The sequence below is a fragment of the Azospirillum sp. RU38E genome, from assembly GCF_900188385.1.
In the GTDB taxonomy this organism is placed as follows: Bacteria; Pseudomonadota; Alphaproteobacteria; order Azospirillales; family Azospirillaceae; genus Niveispirillum.
The window spans coordinates 892,684-918,645 of sequence record NZ_FZOI01000001.1 but is presented as its reverse complement, the minus strand read 5'-3'; the positions used below and the strand labels follow the sequence as shown (position 1 = coordinate 918,645).

The 25,962-nt window shown below is 64.3% G+C and carries 25 protein-coding genes; 16 read left to right on the top strand and 9 right to left on the bottom strand.

Annotated elements, in window-relative coordinates; genetic code table 11:
• The first annotated feature begins 75 nt into the window (after positions 1-75).
• Both CHB97_RS03900 and CHB97_RS03895 read left to right on the top strand, forming a co-directional pair.
• On the top strand, positions 76-1,080 hold the full coding sequence (locus CHB97_RS03900) for a retropepsin-like aspartic protease (protein WP_089286585.1): 1,005 nt from the start codon (positions 76-78) through the stop codon (positions 1,078-1,080).
• Positions 1,081-1,206: 126 nt separating this feature from the next.
• A complete protein-coding gene (locus tag CHB97_RS03895) occupies positions 1,207-1,839 on the top strand; it encodes an outer membrane protein (RefSeq protein ID WP_160105525.1) in 633 nt (210 codons plus the stop codon).
• Positions 1,840-1,943: 104 nt separating this feature from the next.
• On the opposite strand, the gene CHB97_RS03890 is transcribed toward CHB97_RS03895, so the two are convergent.
• Entirely contained in the window at positions 1,944-3,248 is a 1,305-nt protein-coding gene (locus CHB97_RS03890) for a DNA polymerase IV (protein WP_089286583.1), read from the bottom strand.
• A gap of 154 nt (positions 3,249-3,402) precedes the next feature.
• Between CHB97_RS03890 and CHB97_RS03885 the strand changes: the two genes are divergently transcribed.
• Both CHB97_RS03885 and CHB97_RS03880 read left to right on the top strand, forming a co-directional pair.
• Positions 3,403-3,801: a response regulator gene (locus tag CHB97_RS03885; protein WP_371332960.1), complete on the top strand. Its 399-nt coding sequence runs from the start codon at positions 3,403-3,405 to the stop codon at positions 3,799-3,801.
• A gap of 34 nt (positions 3,802-3,835) precedes the next feature.
• Positions 3,836-5,248: a PleD family two-component system response regulator gene (locus CHB97_RS03880; protein ID WP_089286582.1), complete on the top strand. Its 1,413-nt coding sequence runs from the start codon at positions 3,836-3,838 to the stop codon at positions 5,246-5,248.
• An 18-nt stretch (positions 5,249-5,266) separates the two neighbouring features.
• Here the strand turns inward: CHB97_RS03880 and CHB97_RS03875 are convergent, their stop codons facing one another.
• From CHB97_RS03875 to CHB97_RS03850, 6 genes are all read right to left on the bottom strand, one after another.
• Positions 5,267-6,484 (bottom strand): TIGR03862 family flavoprotein, encoded by a 1,218-nt coding sequence (locus CHB97_RS03875; RefSeq protein WP_089286581.1) that lies wholly within the window; start codon positions 6,482-6,484, stop codon positions 5,267-5,269.
• Between the two features lie 93 nt (positions 6,485-6,577).
• The gene (locus tag CHB97_RS26955) at positions 6,578-6,940 is read right to left on the bottom strand and encodes a methyl-accepting chemotaxis protein (protein ID WP_089286580.1); all 363 of its coding nucleotides are present in this window, start codon (positions 6,938-6,940) and stop codon (positions 6,578-6,580) included.
• Between the two features lie 160 nt (positions 6,941-7,100).
• Positions 7,101-8,678, bottom strand: a complete 1,578-nt coding sequence (gene serA, locus CHB97_RS03865; protein ID WP_089286579.1) for a phosphoglycerate dehydrogenase — start codon at positions 8,676-8,678, stop codon at positions 7,101-7,103.
• Between the two features lie 32 nt (positions 8,679-8,710).
• The gene (locus CHB97_RS03860) at positions 8,711-9,064 is read right to left on the bottom strand and encodes a DMT family protein (protein ID WP_089286578.1); all 354 of its coding nucleotides are present in this window, start codon (positions 9,062-9,064) and stop codon (positions 8,711-8,713) included.
• A gap of 95 nt (positions 9,065-9,159) precedes the next feature.
• Positions 9,160-10,317: a phosphoserine transaminase gene (locus CHB97_RS03855; protein ID WP_089286577.1), complete on the bottom strand. Its 1,158-nt coding sequence runs from the start codon at positions 10,315-10,317 to the stop codon at positions 9,160-9,162.
• Positions 10,318-10,628: 311 nt separating this feature from the next.
• Positions 10,629-11,984, bottom strand: a complete 1,356-nt coding sequence (locus CHB97_RS03850; RefSeq protein WP_089286576.1) for a pentapeptide repeat-containing protein — start codon at positions 11,982-11,984, stop codon at positions 10,629-10,631.
• 436 nt (positions 11,985-12,420) lie between these two features.
• On the opposite strand from CHB97_RS03850, the gene atpD reads away from it, so the two are divergent.
• The 12 genes from atpD (at position 12,421) to CHB97_RS25770 (ending at position 21,509) form a co-directional block, all read left to right on the top strand.
• On the top strand, positions 12,421-13,842 hold the full coding sequence (gene atpD, locus CHB97_RS03845) for a F0F1 ATP synthase subunit beta (RefSeq protein ID WP_089286575.1): 1,422 nt from the start codon (positions 12,421-12,423) through the stop codon (positions 13,840-13,842).
• A complete protein-coding gene (locus CHB97_RS03840; RefSeq protein WP_089286574.1) occupies positions 13,839-14,249 on the top strand; it encodes a hypothetical protein in 411 nt (136 codons plus the stop codon). The genes atpD and CHB97_RS03840 overlap by 4 nt, the downstream gene beginning before the upstream one ends.
• Before the next feature lie 2 nt (positions 14,250-14,251).
• The gene (locus tag CHB97_RS03835) at positions 14,252-14,518 is read left to right on the top strand and encodes an AtpZ/AtpI family protein (protein ID WP_089286573.1); all 267 of its coding nucleotides are present in this window, start codon (positions 14,252-14,254) and stop codon (positions 14,516-14,518) included.
• Positions 14,518-14,799: an ATP synthase subunit I gene (locus CHB97_RS03830; RefSeq protein ID WP_089286572.1), complete on the top strand. Its 282-nt coding sequence runs from the start codon at positions 14,518-14,520 to the stop codon at positions 14,797-14,799. Before CHB97_RS03835 ends, CHB97_RS03830 begins: the two co-directional genes overlap by 1 nt.
• Positions 14,796-15,473: a F0F1 ATP synthase subunit A gene (atpB, locus tag CHB97_RS03825; RefSeq protein WP_089286571.1), complete on the top strand. Its 678-nt coding sequence runs from the start codon at positions 14,796-14,798 to the stop codon at positions 15,471-15,473. The genes CHB97_RS03830 and atpB overlap by 4 nt, the downstream gene beginning before the upstream one ends.
• Positions 15,474-15,476: 3 nt before the next feature.
• Positions 15,477-15,719, top strand: coding sequence for a F0F1 ATP synthase subunit C (locus tag CHB97_RS03820; protein ID WP_089286570.1), 243 nt, complete (start codon positions 15,477-15,479; stop codon positions 15,717-15,719).
• Between the two features lie 5 nt (positions 15,720-15,724).
• Positions 15,725-16,444 (top strand): hypothetical protein, encoded by a 720-nt coding sequence (locus CHB97_RS03815; RefSeq protein ID WP_089286569.1) that lies wholly within the window; start codon positions 15,725-15,727, stop codon positions 16,442-16,444.
• Positions 16,441-17,931 carry a F0F1 ATP synthase subunit alpha gene (locus CHB97_RS03810; RefSeq protein WP_089286568.1) on the top strand — a complete coding sequence of 497 codons (1,491 nt, stop codon included), beginning with the start codon at positions 16,441-16,443 and terminating at the stop codon, positions 17,929-17,931. Before CHB97_RS03815 ends, CHB97_RS03810 begins: the two co-directional genes overlap by 4 nt.
• Positions 17,928-18,686, top strand: a complete 759-nt coding sequence (locus tag CHB97_RS03805) for a F0F1 ATP synthase subunit gamma (protein ID WP_089286567.1) — start codon at positions 17,928-17,930, stop codon at positions 18,684-18,686. The genes CHB97_RS03810 and CHB97_RS03805 overlap by 4 nt, the downstream gene beginning before the upstream one ends.
• Positions 18,687-19,010: 324 nt before the next feature.
• Complete coding sequence (locus CHB97_RS03800; protein ID WP_089286566.1) at positions 19,011-19,805, top strand: motility protein A; 795 nt, start codon at positions 19,011-19,013, stop codon at positions 19,803-19,805.
• On the top strand, positions 19,795-20,664 hold the full coding sequence (locus CHB97_RS03795) for an OmpA family protein (RefSeq protein ID WP_160105523.1): 870 nt from the start codon (positions 19,795-19,797) through the stop codon (positions 20,662-20,664). Before CHB97_RS03800 ends, CHB97_RS03795 begins: the two co-directional genes overlap by 11 nt.
• On the top strand, positions 20,661-21,509 hold the full coding sequence (locus tag CHB97_RS25770) for a hypothetical protein (RefSeq protein ID WP_143270693.1): 849 nt from the start codon (positions 20,661-20,663) through the stop codon (positions 21,507-21,509). The genes CHB97_RS03795 and CHB97_RS25770 overlap by 4 nt, the downstream gene beginning before the upstream one ends.
• A 159-nt stretch (positions 21,510-21,668) precedes the next feature.
• Here the strand turns inward: CHB97_RS25770 and nagE are convergent, their stop codons facing one another.
• Positions 21,669-23,381, bottom strand: coding sequence for an N-acetylglucosamine-specific PTS transporter subunit IIBC (gene nagE, locus CHB97_RS03790; RefSeq protein WP_089286564.1), 1,713 nt, complete (start codon positions 23,379-23,381; stop codon positions 21,669-21,671).
• Positions 23,378-25,939 (bottom strand): phosphoenolpyruvate--protein phosphotransferase, encoded by a 2,562-nt coding sequence (gene ptsP, locus CHB97_RS03785; protein ID WP_200819789.1) that lies wholly within the window; start codon positions 25,937-25,939, stop codon positions 23,378-23,380. Before ptsP ends, nagE begins: the two co-directional genes overlap by 4 nt.
• Positions 25,940-25,962: the final 23 nt, after the last annotated feature.

Genomic DNA, 25,962 nt, shown 5'->3' with positions numbered 1-25,962 from the left:
CCCTGGCAGAAAACAAGGCCGGCAATCCGCCAAAAATGACGGCACCGCAAAAGACGGCGCCGCGAGGGAGGCACCATGCGGCACAAAACGACCCGCAGCGCCGATCAGCAACCCGGCTTTCTCTGGCGGCAATGCCGCCGCTGGGCGTGGCTTCTCAGCCTGCTGCTGGCCGGCTTTTCGCCGGCCCTGGCCTCCTCCCCCGCCATTCCCGGATTGGAGCCGGAGCCGGTTCACGCCATCCCGACACGGCCAGACAGGGCCGGGCGCCTGCTGGCCCCGGTTCTGGTGGATGGTGCCGGGCCTTTCCGGTTTCTGGTGGATACCGGCTGCAATGGCACCATGATCGGGGAAAAACTGGCCCTGGCCATGGGGTTCAAACCTGATCCGGCCGGGGCTGGGCCAAATGTAATCGTGCATGATGTGCTGGGGCCGGTGCGGATGCCGGCGATGCGGTTGGGTGAACTGAATATGGGGCGTTTCAGCACCCGCAATGTGATCGCCCCCGTCATGCTGATCGCCGACCGCTCCGGTGCCGATGGGGTCATCGGCACCAACAGTCTGGCCGGCCATCGCCTGATGGTGGATTTCAAACGTGACCGTATCCGCATAGAGCCCTCACGCCGCCAGCCCCCTTCCGGGTTCGAAACGATAAAGGGGCGGATGCATGGCGATAATCTGCTGATCGTTCCGGTTCAGATCGCTGGCATCACCGTGCCGGCGCTGGTTGATACGGGGGCGGAACGATCCTTGTTCAATAAGGCTTTACTGAACCGCATCCTGGCATCGGACAATACCGAGCCCTTAGGCTATCTGCATCTGGTCAATCTGGCCGGTCTGGAGGTCAAGGGGCCGGTACATCTGCTGCCACGGGTTCGCCTGGGCAGCCTGACCATCCGCAACCTTGCGGCCATTCTGGTGGAGGCCCATGCCTTTGATCGGCTGGGCCTGTCTCATGCTCCTGCCATGGTGCTGGGCATGGATGTGCTGGGCATCGCCGAGAGTATTGCCGTGGATTTCGGCCAGAGCGAACTGCACCTGCGGATGACCGATATGGGGGGAGCTCGCATTATCCACCGCTGACCCGGCAGCTTTTTCCGTGCCCAATGCGCCACACAGTGCGGTTACCTTTCGGAAACAATGCGGCAATTCACTTTGCCTGCATGACTCTTCACCGCCGCTCCGTTAAATTAGACATATATGGAGTGGATGATGACGTCCAAACGCCTTGCGGCCCTTATCCTGTGCCTGACCTGCCTGGCTGGTCCCGCCCATGCGGTGGACCTGCTGGCGGATTCGGCTGGGGCAGAGGTGGCGGAGGTCTCCACGCTTTCCGGCCATGGCGTACCCCTGTCGATGGACAGTTACGGGGCCATCAGCGTTTCCGGCGCCAATGCATCCAGTGCTGCCGGTTGGCAACCGATGGAAAGCCTGCGGGTGGAACTGGAGTATTCCTACCGGGGCCGCAATGCCCTGGCGCTGGCCCCCGGTGGCCCCGATGCCAATACCGCCGGCACCATCAGCCTGATGGCCAATGCCATGGTCGATGTGAAGCTGACGGACTGGATGACCCCCTATGTCGGCATTGGTGTCGGCATGACCCGGCTGGAGGCTGATCGCCTTGCCTTTGGCCTGGGCACCGGCGATGCACGCGGGGAAAGCTTCGGCTATCAGGGATTTGTCGGCGTGAACGTCCCGGTCAGCAGCCGCTTCTCCTTCTTCGCTGACGGGCGTTACACCAGGCCGGGGGATTTTGCCTTTACCGGCGTGGATGCCGCCCCCCACACTCTGGCGGAAAGCTGGACGGCGCTGGCTGGCATCCGCTTCACCTTCGGCCGCTAAAGCAGGCTTATACCAATCTCCCTTGATCGTGACCGATCCAGGGAGATTATGCGTTCCCTCATACGCCGGGCGCTGCCTCCGGCGGGTTGGCATTACGCTCCCCTTCACACCGGCTCGCGCGGCGGTTTGCCGCCCAGACCCCTGCCCTTGACGATGGCGCCACTGCCCAGTTTGGCCCGCACCGCATCCATGGCCTGTTCCACCTGGGCCCGGCGCAGCAGGCCGGGGTCGGCCAGATCGGGCGGATCGGCATCGCGCCCATCCACCAGATCAGAACAGCCGATACCCAGCAGGCGGAAATGCCGGCCATCCACCTCCCCCGCCAGCAGCGTGCAGCCGGTACGGAAGATGCGGTCGGCCATCCGGGTGGGGCTGGGCAGGCGCTGGCTGCGGCTGATCAGGCGGAAATCCGGCGTTTTCAGCTTCAGCGTCACGGTATTGCCCGCCAGCCCGGCCGCCTTCAACCGGCGGGAGATGGTTTCAGCCAGGGGCCACATGATCTTTTCCAGCGCATCGCCGTCAGCGACATCCTGATCAAAGGTGGTTTCGGCGGAAATGCTCTTGGCCGGGCTATGGGGCGTGACACTGCGATCATCCTCCCCACGGGAGAACCGATAGAGTCGCTGGCCGATGCTGCCATAGCGGCTGACCAGATATTTCAGGTCCATTTCCCGCAGTTGGCCGATGCTGCGGATACCATCATGTTCCAGTTTCTGGGCCAGGGCCTTGCCCACCCCCCAGATCATGCCCACCGGCTTGGGGGCCAGGAAATCCAAGGCCTCCGCGCGACCGATCACGGCAAAACCGCGCGGCTTGTCCAGATCGCTGGCCACCTTGGCCAGAAATTTATTGTAACTGAGACCGATGGAAGCGGTGATGCCGATCTCCTGCTCAATCCGCCGCACCAACCGGGCCAGGGTCTGGGCCGGGCTGCCGCCATGCAGCAGTTCCGTCCCGGCAAGGTCCAGGAAGGCCTCATCGATGGAAATGGGCTCCACCAGCGGGGTGACAGACTCCATCAGCTGCCGCACCTGCCTTCCCACCTGGGCGTATCGGCGCATGTCGGGCTTGATCACCGTGGCCGTCGGGCAGAGCGCCAGGGCCTTGAACATCGGCATGGCAGAGCGCACACCATAAAGACGCGCGACATAGCAGCAGGCGGAAACCACGCCCCGATGCCCGCCGCCAACAATCACCGGCTGGTCGGCCAGTTCCGGCCGGTCGCGTTTTTCCACACTGGCGTAAAAGGCATCGCAGTCGATATGGGCGGTGGACAGCGCGTGCAACTCCGCATGGGCCAGCATCCGCACCGACCCGCAGGCGGTACAGCGGCGGGCGCGCAGCTGGCGCCGCCCGCAATCACGGCACAGCCCGTCTGCGGGGCCGGTAGGGGGATCAGCGTGGGACAAGGGGGCCGGGCCGATAACCGATGTTTAACCTTTGCCGCTGCTTAATCCCAAGCAACGGTTAACTGTTTCTTTGCCACGACGGGCATCGCACAGTATGTCAGCATAGTGCCATAAACCCCGTCGGAACAGGACATGCAACATGGGTGCAGAAATGATGGCCCCGATGGCGGACAGCCCACAGCAGAAGAACGGTCGGCCCCTCGTCCTGATTGTCGAGGATAATGAGTTGAACATGAAACTGTTCAACGACCTGCTGGAAGCCCATGGCTATGCCACGCTGCAGACCCGCGACGGGATGGAGGCTTTGCGCCTTGCCCGTTTGCACAATCCCGACCTGATCTTGATGGATATCCAGCTGCCGGAGGTTTCGGGGCTTGAGGTTACCAAATGGCTGAAGGAAGATGACGCGTTGCGGGCCATCCCCGTCATTGCCGTCACTGCCTTTGCCATGAAGGGGGATGAAGAGAAGATTCGTGAAGGCGGCTGCGAAGCCTATATCGCCAAACCGATCTCGGTGGCAAAATTCCTGCAAACGGTTCAAGATTTCGTATGACGCCCGCCTGCCGGGCACGGAAGAATAGGAAACCATGTCGGCCCGGGTTCTTGTTGTTGATGATGTGCTCCCCAATGTGAAACTCCTCGCGGCCAAGCTGACGCGGGAATATTTTGACGTTGTCACCGCCAATAGCGGCCCGGAAGCGCTGGAGCGGATCAAGGCCCATCAACCCGATATTGTGCTGCTGGATGTGATGATGCCCGGCATGGACGGGTTTGAGGTGTGCGAACGGATTCGCGCCGATCCGGCCATCATGCATATTCCGGTTATCATGGTGACCGCCCTGTCGGATGTCAGCGACCGGGTGCGCGGGCTGGAGGCCGGGGCCGATGATTTCCTGACCAAGCCGGTCAATGACGTGGCGCTTTTCGCCCGCGTCCGCTCCCTGGTCCGTCTGAAAATGATGATGGATGAATGGCGCCTGCGGGAAAGCACCTCCGGTCAGCTGGGGATGTTGGTCTCCACCGATTCGGTGCAGAACCAGACGGCAGAGGCGGCCCGCGTGCTGGTGGTGGAAGACAGTGCCATCGATCTGGACAAGATCGACGAGACGCTGGCCCGCGACCGTGATGAGCTGACGGATACCGACAGCTGCGCCGCCGGGCTGGAGCTGGCGCTGAATGAGGAGTTCGACCTGATCATCGTCAGCCTGACGCTGATGCGGGAAGATGGCTTGCGGCTCTGCTCCCAGCTGCGCAGCCAGGAACGTTCTCGCCAGATCCCCATTCTGCTGCTGGCCGATGAAACCGACATGGATCGGGTGGCCAAGGGGCTGGAGCTGGGCGCCAATGATTATCTGATCAAACCGATCGACCGGAATGAGCTGCTGGCCCGCGCCCGGACGCAGATACGGCGCAAGCGCTATCAGGACCGGTTGCGCGCCAATTATGAACAGAGCCTGTCGATGGCGCTGACGGACAGCCTGACCGGCCTGTTCAACCGCCGCTATCTTTCCGCCCACCTGCCCCGGCTGCTGGATCGCAGCGGTGGCAATGCCAAGCCCGTCTCCGCCCTGATGTTCGATATTGACCATTTCAAGGTGGTCAATGACAGCTGGGGCCATGGTGTGGGCGATGAGGTGCTGAAGGAAGTGGCAGGTCGTGCCAGCCGCAACCTGCGCAATTTCGACCTCGTCGCCCGGCTGGGCGGGGAGGAATTCGTCGTCATCATGCCCGATACGGACATGACCCAGGCGACGCTGGTGGCGGAACGGCTGCGCAAGCGCATTGCCGAAACCAGCTTCGACGTCGCGGCCCCGGTGCAGAAGATCGATGTCACCATCAGCATCGGCGTCGCCGTCACCGACGGCCGGCTGGATGAAGAAGGCAAGCCCGAAAGCGGGGAACAGCTGCTGCGCCGCGCCGATATGGCGCTTTATCAGGCCAAGCGGTCCGGCCGTAACCGCGTCGTCGTCGACGACGGCAGCATCCCGGCCGTCAGCTGAACGGAAAAGTCGGCGGGGTCAGTGCCCCGCCGCATAGCTCAGGGCTGCTTTGCCGGCGGCGATGCCGCTGGCGAAACAGCCCTGCAGCAGATAGCCGCCGGTCGGTGCCTCCCAATCCAGCATTTCGCCACAGGCGAAGATACCGGGCAGATCCTTCAGCATCAGCCCGTCATCCAGGGCTGTCAGCCGGATGCCGCCAGCGGTGGAGATGGCGCGTTCCAGCCCCTGCATCCCGGAAAGCTTGATGGGCAGGGCTTTCAGCAGGCTGGCCACGCTCATGCTGCGTGTCAGGTCGGCGTCGCCCGCCCCTTCCCGCAACAGCGCACCGGCGGGCGGGGCCAGCGACAGCGCCTTGCGCAGCCGGTTCGCCAGACTGTCGGCCGGCGGCACCCGCGCCAGCCGATTCTGCACCTGCGACACGGTGAGATCGGGTTTCAGGTCCAGCAGAATCTCCGCCTCCCCATCCCGTTCAATGGCATCACGCAGGGGCGCGGACAGGGCATAAAGCGGCCCGCCTTCCAGCCCATGGGCGGTAATCACCAGTTCGCCGGGTACTGTGCGGTCGCGGAAGGTGACGCTGATGCGTTTCAGGGGCATCCCTTCCGCCCGCTCCCGCAGGCCGGCGCTCCAGCACACATCGAATCCGCTGTTGGACGGGCGGAACGGCGCCAGCGGCACGGCGCGGCCGCGCAGCAATTCCGCCCAGCCCCCGTCAGAGCCCAGGCGGGGCCAGCTGGCCCCACCCAGGGCCAGAATCACCGCTGCCGCGCCGTCACTGGTCACCTCCCCCGCCGGTCCCGCCAGGCGCAACGCCCCCTCTGCCGTCCAGCCGACCCAGCGATGGCGGGGATGCAGTTCCACACCCAACCCGGCCAACCGCCGCAGCCAGGCCCGCAACAGGATGCTGGCCTTCATCTCTTTCGGAAATACCCGGCCGGAGGAGCCGACAAAGGTTTCCACCCCCAGCCCATGGCACCAGTCGCGCAGGTCAGCCGGCGTGAATGCCCGAATCAGCCGATCAAACAGCGGCCGCGCCGCGCCATACCGAGCAATGAACCGGTCCAGCGGCTCGCTGTGAGTCAGGTTCAGCCCGCCCCGCCCCGCCATCAGGAATTTGCGCGCCGGCGATGGCATGGCGTCATAAAGCCGGACCTTGCCGCCAGCAGCGGCAATGGTTTCGGCGGCGATCAGGCCGGCCGGGCCGGCGCCGATGATGATGAAGGGCTTTGCGGACATGGGGACCAAACCGGAATGCGGGCTCTGCAGGGGGCTGAAATAGCGAAGGGGCGGCACCGTCGCCGGTGCCGCCCCTTGCGGAAATGCAACTGATCAGGCGTGGGTGATCGCGCGCTCAACCAGCTGGCCCAGATGCTGGGTGCGCTTGGTCAGGCTCTGCAACACGGCGGAGATTTCGGCCGTGGCGGCAGCGGTCTGACCGGACAGGTTCTTCACTTCACCAGCCACAACCGCGAAACCCTTGCCGGCTTCACCCGCGCGGGCGGCTTCGATGGTGGCGTTCAGGGCCAGCAGGTTGGTCTGCTTGGCGATGGCGTCGATCTGCTGGGCCACAGTGCCCACCTTCTCGATCTCGGTGCGCAGACCTTCCAGTTCGCGGCTGATTTCCTGGAGCGCGGAGGAAACCTCGCTCTTGCCAGCGCCGGAGAAATTGCTCGATTCGCTGCCGTACTTCATCTGCAAAGGCCTTGCGTCTTAGGGGTTGACCTGTAGCGACCCGGACAAACCGGGCGTTCCACCTTCATAGCACAAAGCCGGCGAACAAATCGTGACGATTTTCCGGCTGGGGCACCCCTTATGGATAGTTTCCATCAGGGTGCCCCGTCCTTGAGCTGGATCAGAAATCCAGCGACTTCACCCGCACCACGCTCGGCAGGCCCTGGATCTTGCCCAGCAGCTCTTCCGATACGGCCTGATCGACCGACACCAGACAGATGGCATTGGCACCGGGAGCGGTACGGCCCAGATGGAAGGTGGCGATATTCACACCGGCATCGCCCAGCGTGCTGCCCAGCTTGCCGATGAAGCCCGGCTTATCCTCGTTGCGGATGAACAGCATATGGTCGGTGACTTCCGCCTCGACCGGCACTTCCTCGATTTCCACCAGACGGGGCTTGTCGCCGCCGAACAGGGTACCGGCGACAGAGCGGGTGCGCTGTTCGGTCTGCACGATGACACGCACCAGGGTCTGATAATCGCCAGCCACCTCGCGCTTGGTCTCGCTCACCTTGATGTCACGCTCCTTGGCGATGACCGGCGCGTTGACCATGTTGACCGATTCCATCAGCGGGCCCAGCAGGCCCTTCAGCACGATGGCGGTCAGCGGACGGGTGTTCAGCTCGGCGGCCTGACCTTCATATTCGATGGTCACGGCCTTGATGCCGGTCTCGGTGATCTGGCCGGCAAAGCCGCCCAGCTGTTCGGCCAGCTTCATATAGGGGCGCAGCTTCGGCGCATCTTCGGCCGAGACGGACGGCATGTTCAGCGCATTGACCACCGCACCGCTGACCAGATAATCGGCCAGCTGCTCGGCCACCTGCAAGGCGACATTTTCCTGCGCTTCGGTGGTGGACGCACCCAGATGCGGGGTGGCAATAACCTTCTCATTGCCGAACAGCGGGTGGGCCTTGGCCGGCTCCTCCGCGAACACGTCCAGGGCGGCACCGGCGACATGACCAGCCTCAATGGCCGCCTGCAGCGCCTCTTCCACGATCAGGCCGCCACGGGCGCAGTTAATGATGCGCACGCCCTTCTTGGTCTTGGCCAGGGCCTTGGCGTCCAGGATGTTCTTGGTCGCTTCGGTCAGCGGCGTGTGCAGGGTGATGAAATCAGCGCGCTTCAGCAGATCTTCCAGTTCCACCTTTTCCACGCCGATTTCGGTGGCGCGTTCCGGCGACAGGAACGGGTCGAAGGCGATGACCTTCATCTTCAGGCCGACAGCGCGGTCAGCAACGATGCCGCCGATATTGCCGCAGCCGATAACGCCCAGCACCTTGCCGAACAGCTCCACGCCCATGAAGCGGTTCTTTTCCCACTTGCCGGCATGGGTGGAGGCATTGGCGGCCGGGATTTCACGCGCCAGCGCAAACATCATGGCGATGGCATGTTCGGCGGTGGTGATGGAATTGCCGAACGGGGTGTTCATCACCACCACGCCACGGGCGGTGGCGGCGGGGATGTCCACATTGTCGACACCGATACCGGCGCGGCCGACAACCTTCAGGTTGGTGGCGGCAGCCAGGATATCCTTGGTCACCTTGGTGGCCGAACGGATGGCCAGACCATCATATTCGCCGATGATGGCCTTCAGCTCGTCCGGCTTCAGGCCGACCTTCACATCGACCTCAACGCCGCGCTCCTTGAAAATCTCAACGGCGCGGGGGCTCAGGCTGTCGGAAATAAGAACCTTGGGCATGGGTGACTCCGAAATCTCAGGCGAGGAGCGGGTCAGCTCCAATCATGGACGGAAAAGAAGACGGCAACGGCGATCAGCAGAAACGCGACCCAATCGTTCCAGCGCAGGGATTCGCCAAGCCAGAAAGCGGAGAAGATGGCGAACACGGTCAGCGTGATCGCCTCCTGGATCATCTTCAGCTGCGGGGCCGTATAGACCGCGTGACCCAGCCGGTTGGCCGGCACCTGCAGGCAATATTCAAAGAAAGCAATGCCCCAACTGACCATGATGGCGGTGATGAGCGGCGCCGACTTGAATTTCAGATGCCCGTACCAGGCAAAGGTCATGAAGATGTTGGAAGCGACCAGCAGCAGAACCGGCCAAAGATAGGTGGTGAAGGTGGACATGGATCATCAGCCAGGAAACGGGTTTCCGGCCTGTCGATGCCCCTCCCCCATCGGCCGGAACCAGACGGGGGAGGTCACCTTAACCAGTTACAAAATCAGCCAGCCTTGACGGTGGCATAGGCCCAGTCCAGCCAGGGCAGCAGGGCCACGATATCGGCATTTTCAACCGTCGCACCGCCCCAAATGCGAATACCCGGCGGGGCATCACGATATGAGCCGGCATCCAAAGCCACGCCTTCCTTCTCCAGCAGAGAGGTCAGCTTCTTGGCGATTTCGGCCTGCGCTTCCGCCGGCTGCTCCGTCGCCCAGGGGTCGACGATCTTCAGGCAGATGGAGGTGCAGGAACGGCTCTCGGCCGTGTCAGCCAGGAAATCGACCCAGTCGGTCTTGGCCACCCAGTCGGCCACAGCCTTCAGGTTGGACTCCGACCGGCCGATCAGCCCTTCCAGGCCGCCGACGGACTTGGCCCAGTTCAGGCCGTCCAGCGCGTCTTCCACGGCGATCATCGACGGGGTGTTGATCGTCTCGCCCTTGAAGATGCCTTCCGACAGCTTGCCATTGCTGGCCATGCGGAAAATCTTCGGCAGCGGCCAGGCCGGCTTGTAATTCAGCAACCGATCAACGGCGCGGGGGGAGAGCGCGATCATGCCGTGCGCCGCTTCACCGCCCAGCACCTTCTGCCAGGACCAAGTGACGACATCCAGCTTGTCCCAGGGCAGGTCCATGGCGAACGCGGCGGACGTCGCGTCGCAGATGGTCAGGCCTTCGCGGTCAGCGGCGATCCAGTCGCCATTGGCGACGCGCACGCCCGAGGTGGTGCCGTTCCAGGTGAAGACGACATCGCGGGAGAAATCGACGGCGGCGAGGTCGGGCAGCGCGCCGTAACCGGCGACCATCTGACGGACATCGGTCAGCTTCAGCTGCTTGACGACGTCGGTGACCCAATCCTTGCCGAAGGATTCCCAGGCCAGCATATCGACGCCACGGGCACCCAGCAGCGACCACAGCGCCATTTCGACGGCGCCCGTGTCAGAGGCGGGAACAATGCCCAGCCGGTAATCGGCGGGGATGCCCAGAATTTCTTTGGAGAGGGTAATCACCTGCTCAAGCTTGGCCTTGCCGGGCTTGGAGCGGTGCGAGCGGCCCACCAGGGCGCCCTTCAGGGCTTCGATCGACCAGCCGGGGCGCTTGGCGCAGGGACCGGACGAGAATTGCGGATTGGCGGGGCGATTGCCCGGCTTCGGCGCAGCCATTATGGCTATTCCTTCCAGAATAGTAGCATCCCGTTGGGGGGATGTGACCCGCCGCCGAAGCTATGGGAGGGCGCTGGCTCCGTCAATCGCAAACTGCTCCCCGCTGATCAGATTTCTGCGTTGCAGGGGGCGCAGGGGAAAGATTGTTACAATTATGCCAACCCGCCGAGGGTTTGACCCTTGGCGGGTTGGCGGCCGGCGACCGCCGGCCCGCCGCACGTGCGGCGTAAGCCAAGCTGCCGGAGGCAGCGCCCGGCGATTGAGGGAACACGAAATCTCCCTGGATCGGTCACGATCAAGGGAGATTGGTATTACGCCAATACCGGGCTGGGCAGCATCAGGCCGCGGGCGCCGCGCATATCGGCATCTGTCCAGTCGGCATCACGCAGATCAGCCTGGGTCATCACGGCATCGGTCAGGATGGTACCGCGCAGAATGGCGTTTTGCAGGTTGGCCTGGGTCAGGTCGCAATCATCCAGCCGGGCCCTGGACAGGTCGATCCCGGCCAGCAGCCCACGGGCCAGCCGCGCCTTGCTGAAATTGGTCGGCCAGCTCTGGCCATTGCGCAATTCCATCGGCCCGGCGATCACATTGCTGAGGTTGGTTTCGTAGAGAATGGCCCGTTCCAGACAGGCACCGCGCAGATCGGCCCGGGGCATCCGGGCCTGCCGCATATCCGCCATGGACAGGTCGGCCATGGCCAGCACGGTGCCGGACAGGTTGGCCCCGCGCAGCGAGGTCTGCTTCAGGATCGCGGCGGAAAGATTGAGGTTGGAGAGATCCTGGCCGGAAAGATCCAGGGCGGACAGGTTGGCCCGCTCCCCCTTATGGCCATTGGTGACGATCCATTCCCGGTGCAGGCGCAACGCCTCCCCGATAACGCCGGTGATATTGTCCAGCCGGCGCAGCAGATCGGCCCCGGACAGGTTGGCGGTGGACAAATCCACCTCATCCAGCAAGGCACCCAGCAGGCTGGCCTGCGACAGGTTGGCATTGCGCAGCAGGGCGCGGGTGAGGATGCAGCCATCGAGACGGGTGCCGGACAGGTTGGCATCCGACAGATCGGCCCCTTCCAGGTTGCAGCCGGTCAGGTCCGATCCGCTGAGATCGGCCCGCACAAACACAGCCCCGCGCAAATCGGTGTCGCGCAGATCGGCCTGGATGACGAAGGCGTTGGAGAGCTTGGCCCGGCTGAGATTGGCCCGCACCATGCTGGCCTCGGATAATTCAGTCTTGTTGTGCTCCGTCGTCATTGGCGCCAGATCGCCATTCTTGGAACGCATCAGATAGCCATCACGCAGGTCCGCCTCATTCAGCACGGCGCGGGCCATGCAGGCCCCCCGCATGGCGGCACCCCGTAAATCCGCACGGGTCAAATTGGCCGAGGGCAGATTGGCTCGGCGCAGATCGGCCCCGAACAGACAGGCGCCATGCAGATCAGCCCCCGACAGGTCGGCCCCGTTCAATTTGGCGCCGGTCAGGTCCGCATCGGCAAGATTAGCGCTGCGCAGCACGGCGAAGGAGAGATCGTGGAACTTCAGGTTGGCCCGCATCCCGCCGCGTTGCCCCTGCAGGAATCGGCGATGGGCCGCCAGAACCTTTTCCAGTTCGGGAGCCGCAATCTTCGTATAGCCAATATCCAGCCCGTCAAGGGTCGCCGGTTTCATCGGAACGTATCAACCTTTCATGCAATGCCACCAATGACGCTATCGACCATATGTTAATATTTTACTCATGCCCTCCACTTGATCCGGATCAATACCGGGGAATTGTGAGTGGAAAAAGGGTACATCTTTTTTCCGATAAATGAAAATATAGATAAAACACCCCAATTTAACCATTTAATCTGGAAATGAAAATCAGAATTATGGAAGTAAATTTGGAAATATTTCCAGAATTTCTGCAATGGAGATGATTTTCATATTGAGACACTCCCGGTAAGAACACGCAACGCGGCGTCTCGCCGCAGGACGCTGATATCAAGGCGCTGGACCGGACGGGGAAAAAGCGGCTTGATTGATCTCGCTCATGTCCCGCAGCACTTCAGCTGACGCACTATCGATCCTGGTTTCCCGCCCTCTTGCCGAAAAGGTGGCAGGCTGAATGACCGGTGATGACCCATTTCCACAGCAGGCGCCACAGGAAACCGGCGGCACCATCCTGGCCGTGCGCGGTTCCGTGCTGGATATTGCCTTCCCCCACGGGCTGCCGGCCCTGGATGAGCTGGTGATCGCCGGCCAGGGCATCCCGGCAGAGGTGCGGGCGCATCTATCGGCGGACAAGGTGCGCGCCGTGGCGCTGGATGGCACGGCCGGGCTGCGGCGGGGCGACGGCGCCCGCCGCACCGGGGCCAGCCTGTCTGTGCCGGTGGGGCCGGACCTGTTGGGCCGGGTGGTCGATGTGATGGGACGCCCGCTGGATGGCGGGGCGGCGGCACCGGACAGCGCGCCCCGCTGGTCTATCCACCGCGCTTCCCCCCCGCTGGCCGCCCGCACCGCGCATCTGCAACCGCTCTGGACCGGGATCAAGATCATCGATCTTCTGTCGCCGCTGACACGCGGTGGCAAGACGGCCCTGTTCGGCGGGGCCGGTGTGGGCAAGACGGTGCTGATCATGGAACTGATCCGCACCGTGGTAGAACGCGATAACGGCCTGTCGGTCTTTGCCGGCATTGGCGAACGATCACGCGAAGCGGCCGAGTTGCTGGAGGATATGCGCGGGTCCGGCGTGCTGGCCCGCACCGCCATGGTGCTGGGCCAGATGGCGGAACCGCCCGGCGCGCGCTGGCGTGCCGGCATGACGGCGCTGACCCAGGCGGAATATTTCCGCGATGCCATGGGCCGCGACGTGCTGCTGCTGATGGATAATGTCTTCCGCTTCGTGCAGGCGGGGGCGGAGATTGCCGGCATGTTGGGGGTGATGCCGGCCCGCGTCGGCTATCAGCCCACCATGGCGGGGGAGATCGGGGCCTTGCAGGAACGCATCGCATCCGTCCCCGGTGCGGCCATCACCGCCATCCAGGCCGTCTATGTCCCCGCCGATGATTTCACCGATCCCGCCGTGGCCGAACTGTTCAGCCATCTGGATGGTTCCATCGTGCTGTCGCGCGCCGTGGCGGCGGAAGGGCTTTACCCCGCCGTCGATCCGCTGGCCTCATCCGCCCGGCTGATGGACCCGGACCTGCTGGGCCAGCGGCATTATCAGGTGGCCGGCGCCGTGCGCGCCGCCATCGCGCAATATCGCGCCCTGGAAGATATCATCGCCCTGCTGGGCATTGATGAACTGTCCGCCAACGACCGGCAGGTGGTGACGCGGGCCCGCCGGCTGCTGCGTTTCCTCACTCAACCTTTCTTCGTCACCGGCGGCTTCACCGGTCGCGGCGGTGTCAGTGTGGGGATTGAGGAGACGCTGGCCGGCTGCGAGGCGATCCTGAGCGGAGAGGCCGATAATTGGGCCGAATCCTCCCTCTACATGATCGGCACGCTGGACGATGCCCGCGCGCGGGAAAAGGCGGTGGCGGCATGAGGCTGCGCATCCTCACCCCGCTGGCCACCCTGCTGGACCGGGCCGACATCGCCCAGCTTGCCGCCGCCGATGACAGCGGCGGCTTCGCCATCCGCACCGGCCATGCCCCCTTCCTGACCGCCCTGCCCCCGTCGGTACTGCGCCTGCGACTGGCAGACGGCGGCACGCTTTACGCCGCCGTGGCGGGCGGCATGGTGCAGGTGGGCCGGGATGGCGTCACCGTCACCAGCCAGGATGCCGCCGTCGGCACTGACCTCGCCCCCCTCGCGGCCCGGGTGGAACGCGAACAGGCGGAACGCCAGACCAGACGGGCGGAAGGTACGGCGACGGAGCGCAAGCTGCAGGCGGCCCTGGTGCATCACCTGCTGGACAGCACCGCCGCCGAACGCCGCGCCGGGGGGGATTGAGCATGACTGACCCCGACCTGCTGGACCCGATCCACCAAGCCCAGCGCGATGCCGAACGGGCGGAGCGGGAGAAGCACCGCCGCCTGGGCGCCACCCTGGCGCTGATCGGCACGCTGGGCTGGCTGATCGTGTTGCCGCCGGTGCTGGGCCTCTTCCTGGGCCGCTGGCTGGACCGGGCCGGCGGCCAGTTCTGGACCTTGTCGCTGCTGTTCACCGGGGTTGCCGTCGGCTGCTGGGCGGCTTGGCGGCGCGTGACGGAGGGGGATTGATGGCACAAAACCTGCCGATCGGGCTGATGGCCCTGGGCCTGGTGACGGGTGCCGGTTTCGGCTGGCTGTTCTTCCGCCTGCTGGCGCTGAACAGCCGGCTTTACACCGCCGGGCGGGTGGGGCCGGCCACGGCCCTGCATGTCGGGCGGCTGGCCGGGGCCGTGCTGCTGTTCGTGGCGCTGGCCCGCCTGGGCGGGGCGGCCCCGCTGCTGACGGCCTTTGTTGGTTTTCTGGCCATCCGGCCCTTGCTGATCCGCCGCCATGGCAGGGGGGTATCATGAACCTTGCCTCCCCCTTTGCGGCGGATGTCGCCTTCCATCTGGGACCGCTGGCCATCAGTTGGCCCGTCATTTTCGGCGCGCTGGTCAGTTTCATCCTGGCGCTGACGGCGCGGCTGCTGGCAGGCCGGGTGGGACGGGACCAGCCGGGCCGCATCGGCACCGCGCTGGAGGCTGTCGTCACCATCCTGCGCGACCAGTTCGACGAGATCATGCAGACGGACAGCCGCCCCTTCCTACCGTTGCTGGGCAGCCTGTTCCTGTTCATTGCGGCCAGCAACTGGCTGGGGCTGATCCCTGGTTTTAAATCACCGACGGCGCATCTGGAAACCACGCTGGCCCTGGGGCTGACCGTCTTCGGGGCCGCCCAGGTACTGGGCGTGCGCGTCCGGGGCCTGCGGGCCTATCTGGCTGGTTTCGCCCATCCGCGCTGGTGGATGCTGCCGCTTAACCTGTTGTCGGAATTCACCCGCACCCTGTCGCTGGTCCTGCGCCTGTTCGGCAATGTGATGAGCGGGGAATTCGTCATTGCCATCGTGCTGTCGCTGGCGGGCTTTCTGGTGCCCGTGCCGCTGATGGCGCTGGAGGCGCTGCTGGGCCTGATCCAGGCCTATATCTTCACCATCCTGGCCGCCGTCTTCATTGGCGGGGCCATCGGCACCATTGAAAGGGGCTGACCCATGACCGTTGAAATGATCAGCATCCTGGCAGCCGCCCTGGCTGTCAGCTTCGGCGCCATCGGCCCGGCCCTGGCAGAGGGCCGCGCCGTGGCGGCGGCCCTGGATGCCATCGCCCGCCAGCCGGATGCCGCCAACACCATCTCCCGCACCCTGTTCGTCGGGCTGGCGATGATCGAAACCATGGCGATCTATTGCCTGGTGGTGGCGTTGCTGGTGCTGTTCGCCAACCCGTTCGTGGGCTGAAAGCGATGCATCTGGACCCGACCACCCTGGCCCTGCAGCTGGTGAATTTCCTGGTACTGGTCTGGCTGCTGCGCCGTTTCCTGTTCCGCCCCGTGCTGGCCGCCATCGACAAGCGCGACGCTGACCTGACCCAGCGCCGCGCCCAGGCGGAGACGCTGGCCGCCGAGGTTGCCGCCACCCGCAGCGCGGTGGAGGCCGAACGCCAGTCGCTGGCCAAACAGGCCGCCGAACTGCGCGCCACCGCCCAGGCCGAGGCAGAGGCCGAACGCCGCCGCCTGCTGGATGCCGCCCGGCAATCCGCCGATGCCCTGCGCGCTGCCGCCGCCAGCCAGTTGGCCGCCGAACGCCAGCAGGCAGAGACCGACCTGACCAAACAGGCCGCCGATCTGGCCACGGCCATGGCCGGTCGCCTGTTGGCCGATGCAAGGCCCGATTTAGCCGACCGGGTGCTGACCGACGCGCTGTGCCAGCAACTGGCCACCCTGCCGGCAGCGGAAAAATCCAGCCTGCTGGCCGGCCCTGGCGGCATCACCCTGACCAGCGCCCGCCCCCTGCCCGCCGACCTGCAATCAGCGCTGATCACCGCCCTGGGCCCCAATATCGCCATAAGCTGGACCGTTGATCCCGCTGTGATTGCCGGGGTGGAGCTTTCCGCCCCGCATCACCTGATCCATCAAAGCTGGCGGGCGGCCCTGGCCGGCGCGCGGGAAAGGCTGGGATCATGAGCGCCAGCCTTTCCACCCATCTGGCAGACTGGACCCGCCAGCAAAGCCAAACACTGGCCAGCCAGCCAGCCCCCGCTCCCGGCTGGCAGCAACTGGGCCGGGTCAGCCATATTGGCGACGGTATCGCCCTGGTCAGCGGGCTGGAACAGGCCCCGGCGGACGGGATGCTGCTGTTCACCGGCAATGTGCCGGGCTTGGTGCTGGACCTGGATGAAGGCCGGCTGGGCTGTCTGCTGCTGGGTGCGGCGGAGGGGATCAAGGCCGGCGATCCGGTGCGCATGGCCCAAGGCGTGCTGCGTGTGCCGGTGGGCGACGGCTTGCTGGGCCGGGTGATTGACCCGATGGGCCGCGCCCTGGATGGCAGGCCCGATCCCACGCCCGACCGGTTGGAGCCGATTGAACGCTCCGCCCCCGCCCTGACCAGCCGGGGCACGGTGGCCGAGCGGCTGGCCACCGGCACCACCATCATCGACAGTCTCTACCCCATCGGGCGCGGCCAGCGGGAACTGATCGTCGGCGACCGGGGCACGGGCAAGACCTGCATCGCCATGGATGCGTTGCTGGCCCAAGCCGGCGGCGATGTCATCCCCATCTATTGCGCCATCGGTCAGCGTGCCTCTGCGGTGGCCGATGTCATCGCCACTTTGCGCGATGGCGGGCTGGCGGATCGGGCGATCATCATCGTTGCCGCCCCTGATGCCGCCCCCGGCCTGCAATGGATCGCGCCTTATGCCGCCATGACCATGGCGGAATATTTCCGCGACAGCGGGCGTCACGCCCTGCTGGTGCTGGATGATCTGTCCAAACATGCCGCCATGCACCGGCAGGTCAGCCTGCTGTTGCAGCGCCCGCCAGGGCGGGAGGCCTTTCCCGGCGATATTTTCTATCTCCATTCCCGCCTGCTGGAACGCTCGGCCAAACTGTCAGACGCGGCGGGCGGTGGCTCGCTCACCTGCCTGCCGGTGGTGGAAACCCAGGCCGGCAATCTGGCGGCCTATATCCCCACCAACCTGATCTCCATCACCGATGGGCAGATCGTGCTGGATACCAGCCAGTTCCAGGCCGGCCAGCGCCCGGCGGTGGATGTGGGGCGCAGTGTCAGCCGCGTCGGTGCCCGCACCCAGCCGCCGGAACTGCGCAAACTGGCGGAAAAGCTGAAGCTGGAATATGCCCAGTTTCTGGAGCTGGAGGCCTTCACCCGTTTCGGCGGGCTGGTGGATGAACGCACGAAACAGACGGTGGAGCGCGGTCGCCGCCTGCGCGCCCTGCTGGGCCAGCGTCACGGCCACCCCCGCGCGCTGGCCGCGGAGGTGGCCTTGCTGCTCTCCCATGCCGACGGCTTGCTGGATGATCTGACCCTGCCCCAGGTGGAACAGGTGCGCGATGGCATCGCGGCCTCCATCGATGGCAACGACCCCGCCAACCTGGATAATCTGCGCCGCATCATCCAGATCGCCAAAGCCGCCGTGCTGAAGGGTCCGGCATGAGCATCGCGGCGCTGGAATATCGCCTGTCGACCCTGGGCAGCCTGTTGAGCGTGGTGGAGGCGTTGCGGTCGCTGGCCGCCGCCAAGCAGCAACGGGCCGCCGGGATGCTGGGGGCCGCCAGCGCCTATGCCGCGGCCAGTGCTGCCGCCCTTTCCGCCCTTTGCCCCGAACCGCAGCCACCCACCCGCCGCCTGTTCCTGCTGTTGGGGCCGGAGGGGGGATTTACCGGCGGCCTGCCCAGCCGGCTGGTTGCCGCCTTGCCAGGGGATCAGCCCCCGCTGGTGGTGGGCAGCCGCACCATTGCCGCCGCCCAGGCCCGGCATCTGCCGCTTGCCGGCACGATACCGGCCCCCGCCATGGCCGATGCCCTGCCGCCCCTGGCCACCAGCCTGTGCGCGCAATTCCCGGCAGATGCCGCCATCACCATCCTGCACCCGCGCGACCACGCCATCATCCAGACGGACTTGCCGCCGCTGCCGCAACAATCCGGCCGGGTGGAGCTGTTGACCCAGGTACCGGCATCGTCCCTGCTGGCCGCCGCTGGAATGCAGGACCGGCAGGCAAGGCTGTTGCTGGCCCTGCTGCAAACCCATGCTGCTGAACAATTGGCCCGCCTCTCCACCCTGACCGGTGCCCGCGAACGTATCCGCGACCGGGTATCGGAACTGACCATCCAGCTTTCCACCGCCCGCCAAGACAGCATCAGCCAGGAAATCGCCGACCTCTGGTCCGGCCGCCGCGCCCTGATGGGGTGAGCTGGATCATGGCGTGGGAGAGGGATCGTGGTTATGGTGGGGCGTGTGGATGGGGGATCGGATGCAATTTCACTTCAATTTTATTTCCCAGCTTCTCTTTCTTTCCATCCGCCTGCCCTGCCTCCTTTGAAGCAAACCATCCCCTGTTTCCCCCGCATCCTTTGCCTCCCCCGCGAAAGCGGGGGTCCAGGGGCAACAGCACCGATGTTTCGGTTCCAATAACCCTGGACCCCCGCTTTCGCGGGGGAGGCGGGGAAGAGACTGTCAGTAACAGCATTATCAATCTGCTAAACCCATTCCAGCCCCCCAACCCGGACCCATTTCATGCCCCGTTCCAGTTCCTCTGGCCTTGTCCTCACCAGTCTCATCGGCATCGCGGCCACCATCGGCCTTCTCGCCTTTGTCGTCTATGCCGGGGGCGATGCGCGCTTCTTCTTCAATCTGGAAGGGTTGGTGATTGTCGGGGGCGGCGTCATCTGCGTGGCGCTGCTGGCCTTCCGGGGGGATGAGATCACGGCGGCCCTGTCCGCCATCGCCGCCATGTTCAAGGGTCCGCCCAGCCTGGAACGGGAAATGGCGGAGCTGCTGGAGGTCTCCAAACAGCTTTTCAGCCGGCAGATCCAGGCTGCCGATGAACGGGTGCGCCGGGTGGGCAGCCCCTTTCTGCGGCTGGGGTTGCAGATGGTGGTGGATAATGCCTCGCTGGATGACATCATGCATGTGATGAACTGGCGCATCCAGAAACAGGTGGAGGCGGATCAGAAGCAATCCCGCTTCTTCCGCGTGCTGGCCTCCTTCGCGCCGGCCTTCGGGCTGCTGGGCACGCTGGCCGGCATGGTGGGGATGTTGAAGCAATTGGGATCGGGCGATATCGGCCTGATCGGTTCGTCCATGGCGGTGGCCATGCTGGCCACGCTTTACGGGCTGATCCTGGCCAATCTGCTGTTCAAGCCCATCGCCATCAAGCTGGAACAGCGCACCACCGAACGGGTGGCGCAGTTGAACATTCTGCTGGAAGGCGTGGTGCTGGCCCATCTCAACCGCTCCCCCATGGTGATTGAGGAGACATTGCGCACTTATCTGCTGGATGCCGGCGACGAGGTGCGCGGTGGCCGCTGATCGTGACCTGACACCGGAGACCGAGCGCGCCCGCGTCGCCGCCCGCCGCCAGCCCCACCGCCCCCATGAAAAATCGCTGGAACCGATGGAGGAAAGCGAGGAATGGGTCATCAGCTATATGGATATGGTCACGGTGCTGATGACTGTGTTCCTGGGCATGGTGGCGATTCTGGGCATGGATGGCCGCCTGTCCAACCCCAGCGATGAGGAGCGGGAGGCGACCAAGCAGGTGGACAAGGCCCTGGCCAGCCATCCCCTGCCCTCCCCCTTCCCCAATCTGCATCGGGAAGACGATGCCGATGACGAGGCACCGCCGCCCGCCCGCCCGCCCGGCCAGGGCGGCCCGGCGGGTCGCAGCGGCAATGCAACGGTCGCCGGCAGCAATGCCGCCGCGGCGCTGTCGCCCGCCGCACAGGCCTGGTTGCGCAAGCTGGAAGCGGCGGGTCTGCCGCCGGATGTGGACATCACCCTGAAGGACCGCAAGGTCGCCATCGTGGTGCGCGACCGCATCTTGTTCCCGTCGGGTTCCGCCACCTTGCAGCCGGCAGCGGTGGATTTGCTGCGCACGCTGGCCCCCTCCCTGGCCGCCTTGCCGGGCAGTGTGACGGTGGAGGGGCATAGCGACGATGTGGCCATCAGCACGGCCCGCTTCCCCTCCAACTGGGAACTCTCCGCCGCCCGCGCCGCCGCCGTGGTGCGCGTGCTGGCCGCCCTGGGCCTGCCCCCGGAACGGCTGGGCGCCCTGGGCCTGGCCGACAGCCGCCCGCTGACCACCGACCCCACCCGCCGGTCAGAAAACCGCCGGGTGGAAATTGTTGTGGATACGGATGCGGTGACGGCGAAGGGGGTGGGGCGGTGAGGGGGAGCTATCTAAGACAAGACACCATCTATATTGAAAATTTTATTCTTTTGTGCTGCAATATTTCTATTATGATTCACACGAATGGAGCAGTCATTATGCGGGAATTAATTTTAAAATATCCGAGTAAATGGCCTAGTGCCCTTCTTAATTTTTTGAAACATAATCAATCGATATTCCATAAATGGGAGAATGATCGAAATAATGTAAGCGTTATTGAATTTGAAATTAAATATCACGAACTAAGAAGAATACTAAATTTATATTATTTAGTAGGGTGGCATTGCACAAGGCTTACAGATTATGAAATAATAAATATAAAAACATATGGCATGGTAACTCCAAGCTTGGATTTTCTTTCAAAGAGAATAGAAAATTTGATTGAGTTAGGAGAAATTACAGAAAAATTTGGTGAAATATTTAAAAATTCAAATAGATACCAAGAAAAAAATAATACACACAATATATGGTTTCAATTTGATGAACCAAATACATTAGATGAAGATGCGAACTATCGTCTCCTAAGAAGATGGGGAGGCGAAGCCCTTTATTCTGAACACGAAGACGATAAAGAAAGAAATGATATTCTAGAAAAAATTGGACACCCCTGTGTTATTTTCGCCAGAATACCAATTAAATTTCTATGTAAAGATGGATCTATAACGCAAAAGGTGTATAAAATATTTTTAAACTACACAAACAAACGCAGAACCAGACAATGCGAATTGGAGGATTCATTGATTCAAAACCTACCAAATCAATACATTACCCACATTTATAAATACCCAGATAAAGACTTTTTAGAGATAACGGGTTGTGAAAAATGGAAAAAACATCTTTATTAATATTATTCTATGCAATGGACTATATAAATTTAATCCAAAATTGAATTTATCTTAATTAAATTACAAATAAAGCCCCGCGCATCATCCCCACAAATTCCGTTGCGTAGGGTTGCGTAGGGTTAACGGCGGCACCCGGTCGGATGCCGCCGTCCCTTACCCTCAAACCGCCTTCACCAACGCCGACACCGACCCCGGTGCCAGCAGCAGGTGCAGCAGCCCGTCGCCCGGCACTGCCGTTTCTCGCACACCCAGGCGGGTCAGGCTGGCCCGGTCGGCCTTGGCCGTATCGACCAGTTCCAGCCGCAGGCGGCTGCCATGCTGGCTGACACGGCGGATATTGCCGGCCCCGCCCAGAGCCGCCAGCGCTGCATCGGTCAGGGTGATCCCCGCCGCCGCCGTGCTGACCGTCGCCGTCTCGGCCTTGCGCGCCGGCTGGGTGCCGCCGCCCTGGGCCATGGCGTCGCGGATTTCCACCGCAACCTGATCGGCAATCGGCCCCAGCACCACCTGCAAGGCATTGGCCGAGGGGCGGATCACACCCCGCGCGCCCAGCCCCTTCAACGATGCCTCATCCACCAGCCCCTGATCGGCCACGATCAGGCGCAGGCGGGTGGTGCAGGCCCCCACGCTGGTCAGGTTGGCGGCCCCGCCCAGGGCGCAGACAAACGCCTCCCCCCGACCGCCGGGCAGGCTGGCCGTCACCGTGGTGGGGCTGGCCGCCCCCTCCTCCTCCCGCCCCGGCGTCTTCAGGTCGAAGCGGCGGATGACGAAGGAGAAGACGCTATAATAAATGGCGAAATAGGCCAGACCCACCGGCAGCAGCATCAGCGGCTTGGTGGCCTTGCCGTAATTCAGCACATAGTCGAACAGACCGGCGGAGAAGCCGAAGCCCAGCTTCACCCCCAGCATGTCCATCAGCACCATCGCCCCACCGGTCAGGATGGCATGAAGGGCATAAAGGGCGGGGGCCAAAAACATGAAGCTGAACTCAATCGGCTCCGTCACCCCGGTCAGGGCGGAGGTCAGGGCCAGACTGAACAGCATCCCGCCCACGGCCTTGCGCCGTTCCGGCTTGGCCGCGCGATACATGGCCAGACAGGCCGCCGGCAGGCCAAACATCATCACCGGGAAGAAACCGGCCATGAAGCCGCCAGCGGTGGGATCGCCCGCGAAGAAGCGGCGCAGATCGCCGGCGGTGCCGTTATAATCGCCCTGCACGAACCAGAAGACATTGTTCAGGATATGGTGCAGGCCGGTGACCAGCAGCAAACGGTTCAGCAGGCCGAAGATGAACAGGCCAAAACCGCCCGCCTCTGCCACGCCATGCGACAGCCCATCAACCCCCGCACTGATATGCGGGAAGCCCAGGCCGACAATGACGGCCAGCACCAGCCCCGCCGCCCCGGCCACGATGGGCACAAAGCGCCGCCCGCCGAAAAAGGCCAGATAATCCGGCAGTTTGATGGTGGAGAAGCGGTTATAGAACATGCCGCCGACAAGGCCGGAAATGATCCCGACCGGCACATCAAGCCGTGCCACCGCCTTGGCCTTCCAGGCGGCAATGGCCAGATCGCCCGTCACCTCTGGCGGGATCGCCAGCAGGGATTTACCGGCCTCGGTCGCCACCAGGAAGCAGACAATGCCGGAAAGACAGGCCGCGCCATTGCCATCACGGGCATAGCCGGTGGCCACGCCAATGGCGAACAGCAGACCCAGATGGGAGAAAAGCGCATCGCCCGCCGCACTGAGGAAGGCGATATCCAGCAGATCGGGCTGGCCCAGGCGCAGCATCAGCCCCGCCACCGGCAGCACCGCGATGGGCAGCATCAGCGCGCGGCCAAGGGGCTGAAGTTTTTCCAGGATCGACTTCATGCGCTGAACCCCCGCGCGAGTGTACGGACATCCGCCGCCGTGGCGCATTCCAGCGCCGCCGCAGCATGGGCACGGGCCTGTTCCAGCGTCAGCGCGGAGACCAGTGCCTTGATTTCAGGGACAATGGCCGGCGTGGCCGACAATTCCGCCACGCCCAGGCCCACCAGAATGGGCACGGCCAGCGGGTCGGATGCCAGGCTGCCACACACGCCCGTCCATTTGCCATGGCGGGCCGCCCCCTGGCAGGTCTGCGCAATCAGGCGCAGCACCGACGGGTGCAGACCGTCGATGGAGCCGGCGACAGCGGCATTGCCGCGATCCATGGCCAGCGCATATTGCGTCAGGTCATTGGTGCCGATGGACAGGAAATCGGCTTCCGCCGCCAGCAGATCGGCTGTCACCGCCGCCGCCGGGGTTTCCACCATCACGCCCAGTTCCACCTTGTCGGTGATGCCCATCTCCGTCCGCACGCGGTCCAGCACGGCGCGCACGCGCCGCAGCTCATCCACCCCGGCGATCATCGGCACCATGATGCGGCACTGGCCCACCGGCTGCACCGACAGGATGGCGCGGATCTGATCCTCCAGCATGGTCGGATAGGCGAAGCCAACGCGGATGCCGCGCAGACCCAGGGCCGGGTTCTCCTCCGCCGGGATCGGCAGATAGGGGGCCGGCTTGTCGCCACCAATATCCAGCAGCCGCACGATCAGCGGGCGGCCTTCCAGTGCGGTGGCGATGGATTGGTAATCGGCGGTCTGTTCGGCCACCGTCGGCGCCGTCGCCCGTTCCAGGAACAGGAACTCCGTGCGCAGCAAGCCGCTGCCCTCGGCCCCATTGGCGACGGCCTGCTTGGCATCCGCCTCTGATCCCAGATTGGCAAAGACCTCAATGCGCACGCCGTCCGCCGTGTGGCAGGGCTTGCCCGCCGCCGCCTTGGCCGCCGCCCGCCGGGCGGTGATCACGGCCAGCCTGTCGCGCGCCGCCGCCAGGGTGGCGGCATCGGGGGCGACATGCAGGGTGCAGCCGGTGGCATCCAGAATCAGGTCGGTGCCATCCGCCACCTGATGCAGCGCCGGGCCAATGGCAACCAGCGCCGGCAGCCCCATGCTGGCGGCCAGAATGGCAACGTGAGAGGTGGGGCCACCCCGTTCCACCACGAAGCCGACGACATTTTCCTTATCCAGCGCCATCAATTGCGAGGGCAACAGGTCTTCAGCCACCAGCACCGTACCGGGCGGGAAAGACAGCGGCTCATCCGCCACGCCTTCCAGCACGGCCAGCACCCGGCGTTCCAAATCCAACATATCATCGGCGCGTTCGGCCAGATGGGCATCGCCCGTGGCGCGCAACGCCGCCGCCTGGGGCCGCACGGCGGCGCGCCAGGCATGGCCGGCGCTGGCGCCATCGCCGATGGACAGGCTGGCCGCTTCCAGCAAGCCATCATCATCCAGCATGGCGCGGTGCGCCTGGATGATGGATTTCTGCGGACCGCTGGCGTGTGCCGCTTCAGCCTCCAGCCGCCGGCCCAGCTCGGCGCGGGCTGCTTCCAGCCGTGCCTGCTCGACCGCCGCCCCCTGACCGGTGGGGGCAACCTGGATTTCCGGCAGCCGGAAGGCGCGCGCCTGCCCCACGGCCAAACCGGGGGACGCGGTAACACCCGCCAGCTTGCCATCGGCCGGCAGTACCGCCGTACCTTGCGCCACCGGGGCCGCGACCGGGGCGACGGGCTGGGCCTTGGGTGCCGATGCCGGATCGGCCTTTTCCCCCATGCCGCTGTCGATCAGCGCCCCCAGGGTTGCCAATGCCTCGGCGGCATCGGCACCTTGGGCGCTGATGCTAACCTCATCACCCAACCGGATACCCAGCGTCAGCAGCCCCACCGGGCTGCGGGCATTCATGGCCTTGCCGGCCTTAGCGATGGTGACGCTGGCGCTGAACCCGCTCAACGCTTCCTTGATGCGGGCGGCGGGTCTGGCATGGATGCCATGGGCCAGCGGCACCAGAAGGCGGCGTTCCAGCGTGGCCCCCGTGGCCGCCTCTGCCGGGGTGCCCGCCTCTGCCGCCTTGGCGGTCAGGGTGAAGATATAGTCACCGGCCTTCACCGGGCCGTTGTCGCGGGTGCGGGCCAGGGTGAAACGGTCGGTTTCCAGCAGCAGAACCGGCGTTACCACCGCCGGGGCCGCCTGCACAATGGCGTCCAGATCGAAACGGATCAGCACATCGCCGCGCTTCACCCGGTCGCCCTGGCGGACGCAGGGGGTGAAGCCGCGACCGGCCAGGGCCACCGTATCGATGCCGATATGCATCAGGATTTCCGCGCCATCCGCAATGCGGATGGTGACGGCGTGGCCGCTGGCATTCAGCGCGCTGACCTCCCCATCGCAGGGGGAAACCAGGCAATCGCCCGTCGGGTCGATGGCCACACCATCCCCCAGCATCCGGCTGGCGAAAACGGCGTCGGGCACTTCATCCAGAACGGTCAGCCAGCCCGTCAGGGGCGCGCCGATGGCGATGGACGCCCCGGCGATACCGTCGATCTTGTTGGTCGGTGGTGTCATGCTCAGGGCCAAGTCTCTTTGAT